This is a genomic window from Mycobacterium sp. Dal123C01, from assembly GCF_052566995.1.
Map to the genome: position 1 here is coordinate 4,623,977 of NZ_CP199580.1, position 12,200 is coordinate 4,636,176.

At 65.4% G+C, this 12,200-nt stretch carries 11 protein-coding genes; 2 read left to right on the forward strand and 9 right to left on the reverse strand.

Annotated features, from left to right (window positions below; genetic code table 11):
* Window positions 1-17: 17 nt before the first annotated feature.
* The 5 genes from ACTXG5_RS21600 to ACTXG5_RS21620 form a co-directional block, all read right to left on the reverse strand.
* The gene (locus ACTXG5_RS21600; RefSeq protein WP_445160734.1) at window positions 18-971 is read right to left on the reverse strand and encodes a DUF58 domain-containing protein; all 954 of its coding nucleotides are present in this window, start codon (window positions 969-971) and stop codon (window positions 18-20) included.
* Window positions 968-2,098 (reverse strand): chaperone MoxR1, encoded by a 1,131-nt coding sequence (gene moxR1 / locus ACTXG5_RS21605; RefSeq protein WP_445160735.1) that lies wholly within the window; start codon window positions 2,096-2,098, stop codon window positions 968-970. Before moxR1 ends, ACTXG5_RS21600 begins: the two co-directional genes overlap by 4 nt.
* Window positions 2,099-2,273: 175 nt before the next feature.
* On the reverse strand, window positions 2,274-2,999 hold the full coding sequence (ripB, locus tag ACTXG5_RS21610) for an NlpC/P60 family peptidoglycan endopeptidase RipB (protein ID WP_445160736.1): 726 nt from the start codon (window positions 2,997-2,999) through the stop codon (window positions 2,274-2,276).
* 9 nt (window positions 3,000-3,008) lie between these two features.
* Window positions 3,009-4,439: an NlpC/P60 family peptidoglycan endopeptidase RipA gene (gene ripA, locus ACTXG5_RS21615; RefSeq protein ID WP_445160737.1), complete on the reverse strand. Its 1,431-nt coding sequence runs from the start codon at window positions 4,437-4,439 to the stop codon at window positions 3,009-3,011.
* 241 nt (window positions 4,440-4,680) lie between these two features.
* Window positions 4,681-5,217 carry an Rv1476 family membrane protein gene (locus ACTXG5_RS21620; protein ID WP_445164533.1) on the reverse strand — a complete coding sequence of 179 codons (537 nt, stop codon included), beginning with the start codon at window positions 5,215-5,217 and terminating at the stop codon, window positions 4,681-4,683.
* Between the two features lie 247 nt (window positions 5,218-5,464).
* Here ACTXG5_RS21620 and ACTXG5_RS21625 point away from each other — a divergent pair, with 247 nt between their 5' ends.
* Together ACTXG5_RS21625 and ACTXG5_RS21630 are read left to right on the forward strand one after the other, a co-directional pair.
* On the forward strand, window positions 5,465-8,284 hold the full coding sequence (locus ACTXG5_RS21625) for an aconitate hydratase (protein ID WP_445160738.1): 2,820 nt from the start codon (window positions 5,465-5,467) through the stop codon (window positions 8,282-8,284).
* Window positions 8,285-8,351: 67 nt separating this feature from the next.
* Window positions 8,352-8,930: a TetR/AcrR family transcriptional regulator gene (locus ACTXG5_RS21630; RefSeq protein ID WP_445160739.1), complete on the forward strand. Its 579-nt coding sequence runs from the start codon at window positions 8,352-8,354 to the stop codon at window positions 8,928-8,930.
* Between the two features lie 21 nt (window positions 8,931-8,951).
* Here the strand turns inward: ACTXG5_RS21630 and ACTXG5_RS21635 are convergent, their stop codons facing one another.
* From ACTXG5_RS21635 to trxA, 4 genes are all read right to left on the reverse strand, one after another.
* On the reverse strand, window positions 8,952-9,140 hold the full coding sequence (locus ACTXG5_RS21635) for a helix-turn-helix domain-containing protein (RefSeq protein WP_445160740.1): 189 nt from the start codon (window positions 9,138-9,140) through the stop codon (window positions 8,952-8,954).
* A 104-nt stretch (window positions 9,141-9,244) separates the two neighbouring features.
* Window positions 9,245-10,873 (reverse strand): ABC-F family ATP-binding cassette domain-containing protein, encoded by a 1,629-nt coding sequence (locus tag ACTXG5_RS21640; RefSeq protein ID WP_445160741.1) that lies wholly within the window; start codon window positions 10,871-10,873, stop codon window positions 9,245-9,247.
* 29 nt (window positions 10,874-10,902) lie between these two features.
* On the reverse strand, window positions 10,903-11,712 hold the full coding sequence (locus ACTXG5_RS21645; protein WP_445160742.1) for an enoyl-CoA hydratase: 810 nt from the start codon (window positions 11,710-11,712) through the stop codon (window positions 10,903-10,905).
* A 49-nt stretch (window positions 11,713-11,761) separates the two neighbouring features.
* Window positions 11,762-12,121, reverse strand: a complete 360-nt coding sequence (trxA, locus tag ACTXG5_RS21650; protein ID WP_445160743.1) for a thioredoxin — start codon at window positions 12,119-12,121, stop codon at window positions 11,762-11,764.
* Between the last annotated feature and the right edge of the window lie 79 nt (window positions 12,122-12,200).

Here is a 12,200-nt window from a genome sequence, read left to right on the forward strand (position 1 = left end):
GTAGGTGCCCGCCGGTGTCAAGTGCGCCCGTCCAGCGCGCCGCGGCGGCGGGAGGCGACGAAGCGGACGATGTCGCCGATCCAGTCCCGGTCGGTGCGCAGAGCCATCACCGGTGCCCCGCAACCGCGAATCGTGCGCGCCACATCGGCGCGGTGGGCCGCGGCCGCCTTGGCGAAATCGTCACGCAGCTGCGCATCGATGGTGAACTCGCGGGTGGCCCCGGATTCGGCGTCCTGCAGGACGACATCACCGATATCGGGCAGTTCGACGTCGCGCGGATCCAGCACTTCGATCGCCAGCACCTCGTGGCGGGCCGCGACGGCCCGCAGCGGTCGCATCCAGTTGATCGGGCCGAGGAAATCGCTGATGATCACCGCCATCCCACGGCGGCGTTCGGGCCGGCGCAGCGCGTCGATGGCAACCGCCAGGTCACCGCGCACCCCGACCGGCGCCTTGGGCATGGTCGCGATGGTGCGCAACAGCGTCTGTTGGTGCTGACGTCCGGAGCGCGCCGGCACTCGGGTCATCGTGGCGCCGTTCGCAATCAGGGCGCCGAGCCGGTTGCCGCCACCGCTGTTGAGGTAGGTGATGGCCGCCGCGGCGGCAACCGCCAGGTCGCGTTTCTCACAGAAGGCGGTGCCGAAGTCCAGGCTGGCCGACACGTCGACCACTAGCCAGGTCTCCAGTTCGCGGTCGGCGATCATCTGGCGGACATGCGGGTGGGTGGTACGCGCGGTGACTGCCCAGTCCATCCGGCGGACGTCGTCGCCGGGCTGATAGAGGCGCGACTCCCCCGGCTCCGAACCCGGCCCCGGGATCAGGCCGAGGTGGTCGCCGTGCAGGACACCGTCCAGCTTGCGCTTGACGGTGAGTTCGAGCGTGCGCAGCGCCGCCGTCAGCTTCGGGTCGTCGATCTCACCACGCAGCATCGACGGCGGATGGACGACCGCCGGCGTTTTGGAATCGGTCACCGACCGCTAGCCGCCGCGGCCTGCATCACCGGAGGCACCGAATGGCCTTGCTGGGGCACAGCATTCACCTGAGGCAGGGAAACCGTCTGCAGGACTCGGTTGATGACGATCTCCGGCGAGATCTCGTCGGCGAGCGCGTCATAGGTGAGCACCAACCGGTGCCGCAGCACGTCGGGAATGACCTCGACGACGTCCTGCGGGATCACGTAGTCGCGGCCCCGCACCAGCGCCAGCGAACGCGCAGCGGCAATGATGCCCAGCGAGGCGCGCGGCGATGCGCCGAACGCGATCCAGCTCTTGACGTCGTTCATCCCGAGCTGCTCGGGTGTGCGGGTCGCGAAGACGACGCGCACCACATAGTCGACGAGCGCGTGGTGGACGAAGCTGTTGGCCGCGAGGCCCTGCAGCCGCACCAGGTCGCCCGGGGCCAGGATCTGCTTGGGCTGCGGTGGCGTGACGCCCATCCGGTAGATGATCTCGCGCTCTTCTTCGGGCGTCGGGTATCCGACGTTGATCTTGAACAGGAAGCGGTCCCGCTGTGCCTCGGGCAGCTGGTAGACGCCCTCGTGCTCGATCGGGTTCTGCGTCGCCATCACCAGGAACGGGTTGGGCAGCGGGTATCTCTTGCCACCGATCGACACCTGACGTTCTGCCATCACTTCCAGCAGCGCGGACTGCACCTTGGCCGGTGCCCGGTTGATCTCGTCGGCCAGCAGGAAGTTGGCCACCACCGGGCCGAGCTCGGTGTCGAACTCCTCCTTGCCCTGACGATAGATCCGGGTACCGATGATGTCGGTGGGCACCAGGTCGGGGGTGAACTGGATACGCGAGAACGTCCCGCCGACCACCTTCGCGAAGGTCTCGACGGCCAGCGTCTTGGCGACGCCTGGAACGCCTTCGAGCAGCACGTGTCCCTTGGACAGCAGGCCGACGAGCATCCGCTCCACGAGCTGGTCCTGGCCCACGATGATCCGCTTGACCTCGAAGATGGCCCGTTCCAGGGTGTGTACCTCGGCAGCCAATCCGTCGGCGCCACCCGAAGGCGCCGAATGGGCTCCGGGGCCAGATTGCCCACTCGGCCCCGAATAACCGCTGGCGCCCGGGGGCGGCCCACCTGCTGCTGTCATTAACAAACCCTCCACAGCTCAATCGGATACAACTGCCATCACGACGAATGTCGTGGGGCAGCGGCGTGCCCGTGTCCAACTATTCCAGGCCGCTGGGATTCCGTCGACGCCGCGCTTCGCTAACGAGCAAATCAAACCCGCCAGGTCCGGCGGCGATCCGGGCAGCACACCTGGGTCAGTACTCGATGATCCTAGTCAGGAACGGCGTCATGCCGGGCTTGCGCACCGGGCTCACGGTCACCTTGCTCGCACTTCCGGACGCCTCCAGCATCTGACCGTTGCCCAGGTACATCGTGACGTGCTGCCCGCCGCCGGGGCCGTAGAAGATGAGGTCGCCACGCCTGGCTTGGTCGGGTGGAATGTGGCGGCCGGCGTTGTACTGGTCACCGGAGAACCGCGGGATCAGCACGCCGACACCGGCGAACCCGTACCGCATCAGGCCCGAGCAGTCGAAGCCGTTGATGTTGGCGCCGTCATCGATGCCCTTGCTCGGACCCTGCAGCGAGCCACCGCCCCACGAATACGGCACACCCATCTGGGAGCCCATGCGGCGGATCACGTACTCGATGGCCTGACGGCCGTTGGCCCGCGGAATCTTGGCGCCCGGATTGCTGGGCGAGGCCGCGGCGGCGGGCGGATCGCCGCCGAGGTTGATCCCGATCCCGCTCAGAAATTGCTTGCCCAGGTCCATCGTTGTCTGGGTGGCCTGCGCGGTGGCCTGCAGCGAGGCGTTGGCCACGGCCAGCGGGTCACCGGGAGCGCCGGCACTGATCTGTGCGGGCAGCGTCGGATCCCAGCCGCCGGGGTCGGCCTTGGCCGGAGCGGCGACAGACAACATCAGCCCGGCCACCACAGTGGTGACACAGGCCAGGTTGCTCAGCCGAAAACGCTTGTGCCGCATAGCTCCTCGTTAGTAGTCGATGTAGCGGATCACGTAAGGGGTCATGCCGCTGGTGCGCACGGGCGCGACGCGAACCTTCAAACCGATGTCGGGGGCCTCGAGCATCTGGCCTTGACCGAGGTAGATCGTCACGTGCTGGCTGCCGCCCGGGCCGTAGAAGATGACGTCGCCGCGGCGCATCTGGGAGGTCGGGATCTTGCGCCCCAGGCCGTACTGCGAACCCGAGTAGTGCGGCAGTTTGATGCCCACCCCGGCGAACGAGTACAGGACCAGGCCAGAGCAGTCGAAGCCGGTGATCCCGGCGCCCGAGTCGATCCCGTGGCTTGGGCCGGCCGCGTTGCCGCCGCCCCAGGAGTAGGGCACGCCGATCTGGGACATGCCGCGACGGATCACGTATTCGGAGGCCTGCCGTCCATAGACCCGCGGAATACGCCCACCCGGTGTGGCGTTGGTGATCCCGGTGTCGTCGGGCTTGAGAATGCCCAGTTGCTGCAGGAAGCCCTTCCCCATGCCGGCGGTCACCTGCGTCGAGGTGGCCGAGATGCCCAGCACCTGGTTGATCACCGCGACCGGGTCACCGGGGATATTGGCACTCGGCACCATCGGCAGCGTGGGGTCCCAACCGTCCCAGTGGCGGCCCCCGGAGATGGGTGCCCCGGCCGGTGCTCCCGGATCCCACCGGTCGCCCGACGTCGGGCCATTGGCCCCGCCGTTTCCGGTCGACCAATGAGCGGACGCGAGTTGGGCCTGCTGAAGTTTGGCCTGGGCCTCGTCGCGCTCGGCGGCCAGACGAGTGATCTGCTCACGCTGGTCGGAGAACTTCTGCTTCGACGTGGTGAGCGCAGCGACCGCGGCATCCTGGCTGGCTTTCGCGTCGGCGGCGGCCTTTTCGGCCTTCTGCTTGGCCAGCCGCGCCGCCGACTCCTTGTTCACCTGTTCGGTCCGGGCCCGCTGCAGGTTGTCCAGCACCGTCTGGGAACTGGTCGCCAGGGTCCGCGAGGCGGACTCGGTGGCGATGATGTCCTCGGGACTGGTCGCAGTCAGGTAGCTGCTCGACGGACCATTCATATAGGTGGCCGCCGCGAAGGTGTTGAAACGCTGTTGGGCCGCAGCGATCGCCGTGTTGGCGTCCTTCACCGACTGCTGACTGACCTCGAAGTCGTGCTCGGCGGCGGTCACGTTGTCCCGCGCGGTCTCCACATCGACCAGGGCCTTGTTGACGGCCTCTTGCTCCGTCTGAATTTCGGCGCTCAGATCTTCCAGGCGTTGGTTGGCGTTGGCGACATTGGCGATCAGCGCGCCGAGGCCGTCGGCGTTCGGATCACCTTGCGCCAGACCGGGGATGGATACGAGCAGGGCCACGCTCAACACCGACGTAATGATCGGACGGACCAGCCTGGCAGCGGGTCGCGCAGATGAACCCCGGCGTGTGCGTGTCATTCGACTTAGCTCCCCTTGGGCTCAACGGCGACGGCGGCGCCAGCCACAATTTCCTCTATAAGCGCCAAAGACAACACGAGCATCATTTGCACCGTACGTCACACTGATCGCCGGGGAAATGCTCGTCACAAATCGCAACCCTCTACGTGCGTTTAATGTGACCGAACGGTGACCTGCATGATTTGCCGCAGACCGTCGTCAGACTTCGCCCGACCGAACCGGCCGAGTGGGATATGCGTGGTTAGACGCCCTTAGCCGGCTCTTCTAGGCTGGTTCGTTGAGCATCGGGCGACGTTGCTGATTGCCTACCGCGCAACTGCAAGAACCGGGTGCCGACGGCCGCCGCAAGCACACCGATCAGCAGCAAAATGGTCAGCCCGGTCCAGGGGAATTCGGGGGTTTCCAGTTCGTGCAAAAAGTGCTGCGACGAGACCACGGGGTTGCCCGTTTTGGCGATGTCTTCGCCGGCCTCGAGCGTGACACGCGCGAAATGCGTGCTGTAGCTGCCGACGAAGCTCGGGCTGAGCGTCAAGACCGTGGCATCCGGGTAGTCGGCGCCGACCACGGTGGAGATATCGCGCAGCGGTGTGTCGTTCGGCGGATTGTGATCGAGCAACACGATTTTGAGATTGATACCCGCGGCATGAGCCTGGTTGACCACATCGAGCAGGGCCGGCATGGCCTCCGGCGGCGCGCTGACCCCGGAGACGGCGACCTGAGCTTTGACCGCCGCCATGTCGACATCTTGCGGAATGTAGGCGGGCAGCACCGGATGCAAAAAGAAGGTGGAGTCGGGTTGAACCAAGGAAGCTTGCCCGGTCACTGTGTGCCCTCCTGACTCGTCCTGGCCCAGTGCTACAGGCACCGTACGCGAACAGTCGGAAAAAGGGGTTTCCACCCGGCCCCGACCCGACAAGACTGAAAATTAGCGTGCTGCTTTCTTATAGGACAAGCGTACTGTTAAAGTTGGCATCGCACCGTCGACACGGCCCGTCGGCGGCAGAACTTAATCCCAGGGAGTTGATGTGACCAACAAAGATTCTGTGAACTCGTTCGGAGCCCGCGACACCCTGAAGGTCGGCGAGAAGAGTTACCAGATCTACCGCCTCGACGCCGTACCCAATACCGAGAAACTCCCCTACAGCCTCAAGGTCCTCGCCGAGAACCTGCTGCGCAATGAGGACGGCAGCAATATCACCAAGGACCACATCGAGGCCATCGCGAACTGGGATCCCAAGGCGGACCCCAGCATTGAGATTCAGTACACGCCCGCACGCGTGGTGATGCAGGACTTCACCGGCGTGCCGTGCATCGTCGACCTGGCCACCATGCGCGAGGCCGTCGGCGACCTGGGCGGCAATCCGGACAAGGTCAACCCACTGGCACCGGCCGACCTGGTGATCGACCACTCGGTCATCGCCGACCTGTTCGGCACCGCAGACGCATTCGAGCGCAACGTCGAGATCGAATACCAGCGCAATGGTGAGCGCTACCAATTCCTGCGCTGGGGGCAGGGCGCGTTTGACGACTTCAAGGTGGTGCCGCCGGGGACCGGCATCGTGCATCAGGTCAACATCGAATACCTGGCGCACGTCGTGATGGAACGCGATGGTGTGGCCTACCCGGACACCTGTGTGGGCACCGACTCGCACACCACCATGGTCAACGGCCTCGGCGTGCTGGGCTGGGGCGTGGGTGGCATCGAAGCGGAGGCCGCGATGCTGGGCCAGCCGGTGTCGATGCTGATCCCCCGGGTCGTCGGCTTCAAGCTGAGCGGTCAGATCCAGCCCGCTGTCACGGCCACCGACGTGGTGCTCACCGTCACCGAGATGCTGCGCAAGCATGGCGTGGTCGGCAAGTTCGTCGAGTTCTACGGCGAAGGTGTGGCCGAGGTGCCGCTGGCCAATCGCGCCACCCTGGGCAACATGAGTCCCGAATTCGGTTCCACCGCAGCGATTTTCCCGATCGACGATGAAACCATCTCGTATCTGAAGTTTACCGGCCGCAGCGACGAGCAGCTGGCACTGGTCGAGGCCTACGCCAAAGAGCAAGGCCTGTGGCACGACTCGAAACACGAGCCGAAGTTCTCCGAGTACCTCGAGCTCGACCTGTCCGACGTGGTGCCGTCGATCGCGGGACCGAAGCGGCCGCAGGACCGAATCGCGTTGTCCGATGCCAAGTCCACGTTCCGCAAGACCATTCCGAGCTACGTCGGCGACGACCCCGACAAGCAGGAGTATTCGAAGCTCGACGAGGAGCTCGACGAGACGTTCCCGGCCAGCGACCCGGGCCAAGTGGCCAACGGACACGCCGACGATCGCGCTCCGGTGCTGTCGGCCGCCGCGCACTCGAAGGGCCGGGTGAGCAACCCGGTGCCGGTGAAGTCCGAGGAGTACGGCGACTTCGTGCTCGACCACGGCGCGGTGGTGATCGCCGCGATCACGTCGTGCACCAACACCTCCAACCCCGAGGTGATGCTGGGCGCGGCCCTGCTGGCCCGCAACGCCGTCGACAAAGGACTGGCATCCAAGCCGTGGGTGAAGACCACGATGGCGCCGGGCTCGCAGGTCGTCAACGACTACTACAACAAGTCCGGACTGTGGCCCTACCTGGAGAAGCTTGGCTTCTACTTGGTCGGCTACGGCTGCACCACCTGCATCGGCAACTCCGGCCCGCTGCCCGACGAGATCTCAAAGGCGATCAACGACAACGACCTTTCGGTGGCGGCCGTGCTGTCCGGCAACCGGAACTTCGAGGGCCGGATCAACCCCGACGTGAAGATGAATTACCTGGCGTCGCCACCGCTGGTGATCGCCTACGCGCTGGCCGGGACGATGGACTTCGACTTCGACGAGCAGCCGCTGGGTACCGACAAAGACGGCAAAGACGTCTTCCTCAAAGACATCTGGCCGTCGCAGAAAGACGTCTCCGACACCATCGCCTCGGCGATCAACCAGGAGATGTTCACCAAGAACTACGCCGACGTGTTCAAGGGCGACGAGCGCTGGCGCAACCTGCCGACACCGAGCGGCAATACCTTTGAGTGGGCCGAGGATTCGACATACGTGCGCAAGCCTCCGTACTTCGACGGGATGTCCGCGGACCCGGAGCCGGTCAGTGACATCAGCGGCGCCCGGGTGCTGGCACTGCTCGGCGATTCGGTGACCACCGACCACATCTCGCCCGCGAGCAGCATCAAGCCGGGCACCCCGGCGGCACAGTACCTCGATGAGCACGGCGTCGAGCGCAAGGACTACAACTCGTTCGGATCGCGGCGCGGCAACCACGAGGTGATGATTCGTGGCACATTCGCCAACATCCGGTTGCGCAACCAGCTGCTCGACGACGTGTCCGGTGGGTACACCCGCGACTTCACCCAGGATGACGCCCCGCAGGCGTTCATCTACGACGCGGCGCAAAACTATGCGGCAGAAGACATTCCGCTGGTGGTGCTGGGCGGTAAAGAATATGGGTCCGGCTCCTCGCGCGACTGGGCGGCCAAGGGCACGGCGCTGCTGGGAGTCCGGGCGGTGATCACCGAGTCCTTCGAGCGCATCCACCGCTCCAACCTGATCGGCATGGGCGTGATCCCGCTGCAGTTCCCGGACGGGGAATCTGCGGGGTCGTTGGGGCTCGACGGCACCGAGACGTTCGACATCACCGGTATCGAGGCGCTCAACGACGGCAAGACACCGAAGACGGTGCACGTCAAGGCCGCCAAGGACGGTGCGGACGATATCGAATTCGACGCGGTAGTGCGCATCGACACTCCCGGTGAAGCCGACTACTACCGCAACGGCGGCATTCTGCAGTACGTGCTGCGCAACATGCTCAAGTCGGGCTAGTGGCGATCGCAAGCCCGGCGCGGCCGGGCGCAGCGGGTCGACACCCGAAGATCTGAGTCGGCCACCCGTGCCCAAAGTCAGCGAGGACCATCTGGCGGCTCGCCGCCGCCAGATCCTTGACGGTGCTCGTGGTTGCTTCGCGAAATACGGCTATGACAGAGCCACGGTGCGGCGGCTCGAGCAGTCGATCGGGATGTCGCGCGGTGCGATCTTCCACCATTTCCGCGACAAGGATGCACTGTTTTTCGCGCTGGCGCACGAGGACGCCGAGCGGATGGCCGAAGTTGCGTCGCGCGAGGGTCTCATCCAGGTGATGCGCGACATGCTCGCCGCGCCCGAGCAGTTCGACTGGTTGGCCACCAGGTTGGAGATTGCGCGCAAGCTGCGCAACGACCCCGAGTTCAGCCGCGGATGGTCGGAACGTTCCGCGGAACTGGCAGCGGCGACACATGATCGGCTGCAACGGCAGAAGGAGGCACACCGGGTACGCGAGGACGTGCCCGGCGACGTGTTGCAGTGCTACCTGGAACTGGTCCTCGACGGATTGGTGGCCCGGCTGGCTTCCGGCGAAGACCCGCAGCGGCTGGCCGCCGTCCTCGACCTGGTGGAGAACTCGGTGCGCCGCAACGATTCTGGTCCTGCGTAAACGGGCCGCGGCCCGGGAGATCTAGCGGCGAGACGTGTGGTTGGGGCCGCCCCGGCTGCGCATCGTGGTCCCCGACTCGCGCAGCAGGCTGTGTATCGACCCGTACGACCTGCCAGTGTTGGCAACGAGCGTCCGGATGCTAGCGCCGCCCTCGTAGGCATTGCGCAGCTCATACAGCAAAACGTCGCGCATCTCTTTCGACTTTCGCACTGGCCCCTCCACGCTTGAAACACGAATCCAAGCACTTAGAGTAAGAACCCACTGCCGAGCGCGTGGTCAATTTCGCCGAATTCGGCGGCGACAACTTCTCTGGCTCAGGCGAGCTCGATCAGGTCCCGGTATTCCTCGGACCAATAGTCTTCGGTGCCGTCGGGCAACAGGACGACGCGTTGCGGGTCCAGGGCTTCGGCGGCGCCGGGGTCGTGCGTCACCAGCACCACCGCTCCTTGATAACTTCGCAGCGCGTCGAGCACCTGTTCCCGCGACGCGGGATCGAGGTTGTTGGTCGGCTCGTCGAGCAGCAGTACGTTCGCCGTGGATGCCACCAGACCGGCCAGCGCGAGCCGCGTCTTCTCGCCACCGGACAGGGTGCCGGCCAGTTGGTCGAGCTGCGGGCCGCTGAACATGAACGCCCCGAGCAGGCCGCGCAGCTCCTGTTCGCCGGATTCGGGTGCGGCGTGCCGGATGTTGGCCCAGACGGTCGCGTGATTGTCGAGGGTGTCGTGCTCCTGCGCGAAATAACCGATCCGCAAACCGTGCCCGGGCTCCAGCCCTCCGGCGTCGGGATCTTCTGTGCCGGCCAGCAATCGCAGCATCGTGGTCTTGCCGGCGCCGTTGAGTCCGAGCACGACCACCCGTGAGCCGCGGTCGATGGCCAGATCGACTCCGCTGAACACTTCCAGCGACCCGTAGGACTTGCTCAGCCCGCTGGCCACCAGCGGGGTACGCCCGCATGCGGCCGGGGTGGGGAACTTGATCCGGGCCACCTTGTCGGCGACCCGTTCGTCGTCGAGTGCGGCCATCATCCGATCAGCACGGCGCAACATGTTCTGGGCCGCAACGGCTTTGGTGGCTTTAGCGCCCAGTTTGGCCGCCTGTGAGCGCAGCGCGGTGGCCTTGCGTTCGGCATTCGTGCGTTCCCGGCGACGGCGCTGTTCGTCGGTGGCCCGGGCGTCGAGATACTTCTGCCAACCCATGTTGTAGACATCGACTTCGCCGCGCACGGCGTCCATAAACCACACCCGGTTGACGACGTCGCCGAGCAACTCGACGTTGTGGCTGATGACCACCAGGCCGCCATTGTGGGACCGCAAGAAATCTCGCAGCCAGCCAAGAGAATCCGCGTCGAGGTGGTTGGTCGGCTCGTCGAGCAGCAAGGTGGTCGATGAGCCCGAGCCGGTATCGGAGGCGGCGAACAGAATTCGCGACAGCTCCACCCGGCGGCGCTGACCACCGGACAGGGTGCGCAGCTGCTGCGTCATGACCCGTTCCGGCAAGCCGAGACTCGCGCAGATCCGCCCGGCTTCGCTTTCGGCACCGTAGCCGCCTAACGCGACAAACCGTTCCTCCAGTTGGCCGTAACGGCGGATGGCACGGTCGCGCGCATCGTCGTCGGCGACTTCGGCCATCAACGCCTGCTGCTTCTCCAGATCAGTGAGCAGCGCGTCCAATCCGCGGGCCGACAACACCCGGTCGCGGGCGAGCACGTCGAGATCGCCTTCTTTGGGATCCTGTGGCAGGTAACCGATTTCGCCGGTACGAGTGACCGATCCGGCATAGGGTTCGCTCTCCCCGGCCAGGATGCGCAGGGTGCTGGTCTTGCCCGCGCCGTTGCGCCCGACCAGCCCGATGCGATCGCCGGGCTGAATCCGCAGATCGGGGCCGTCGGGTGAGAGCAAGATGCGCGCACCAGCGCGGACCTCAAGGTCCGTAGCCGTGATCACGATCGCTCTCCTCGGTACAGGGTCACTGGTTACTTGTCGTCGGTGAACGACGGCGGCCGCCGTTCTGCGCGCGCAGCAACCGCTTCTTCGAAGTTGTCGGTGAGCAGACGAACGAAAAGCTGGCCCAAGCCTTCGGCTTGCATATGCCCTTCCAGACTACCGGCGTCCAGCCCACTCCAGAGTGTGCGCTTGGTCAACTCAACTCCCGGCCGGGAGAACGCCGCTATCCGCGCGGCGATCGCATAGCAGGTGTCCAGCAGCTGGCCCTCGGGCACCTGACACGACACCAGCCCGATGCGCTCGGCTTCTTCGGCGGTGACGTCGCGACCGGTCAGCATGATCTCGAACGCCCGCGACCCTCCGATGGCCCGGGGCAGTAGGTAACTGAGACCCAGCTCACTGGCGGTCAGCCCGTTGTTGATGCCGGCGGCCCGGAAATAGGCACTGGTGGACGCCACCCGGATGTCGGCGGCCAGCGCCAGGCACAATCCACCGCCGATGGCTGCGCCGTTGACCGCGGCGATGACCGGTTGATGGAGTCGTCGCAGCATCAGGATGACGTCGTCGAGAACCTCCATCGAGCGCAGCGCATAGGTCGGCCGGGTCAACCCGTCCACGTTCGGCACTGTGCCCGCGGACTTGTGATCCGCGCCCGAGGAGAACCCTCGACCCGCCCCGGTCAGCACGACCACTCGCACGGAGTTGTCGTAACGGACCTTTTCCAGGGCCTCTTTCAACGGCACCATGACGTCGAAAGCCATGGAGTTCATCCGCTCGGGCCGATTGAGGGTTATCAGCGCGACGCCGGGCCGCGGGTGTTCAACGAGAACCAAACTCACCCGTGAACGGTATCGCGGACGTTGCTACCGACCTATTCGGCGGCGTGCCTCAGGCTTGATCTGCTTGATCTGCCTGAACCGCATCGACGTCGAAGTCTTTGATTTGCTGGACCAGATCCTCCAGGGCCGCCGGCGGCAGCGCCCCGGGCTGGTTGAACAGCAGTTTGCCCTTCTTGAACGCCATCAGCGTCGGGATAGACCGAATCTGGGCGGCGGCCGCCAGCTGTTGTTCGGCTTCGGTGTCGACCTTCGCGTGCACGATGTCGGGGTGTTTCTCCGACGATGCCTGAAAAGTCGGCCCGAACTGGCGGCACGGTCCGCACCAGGAGGCCCAGAAGTCGACCAACACGATGTCATTGTTTTCGATGGTCGTGTTGAACTGCTCGGTAGTGAGGTCCTGTGTAGTCACATCTCGCCTAACGCCGCGTGTTTCTCCGATGTTCCCGCGCGCATGTCAACCATTGGCGCACCCCTATATTGCTCCCGCC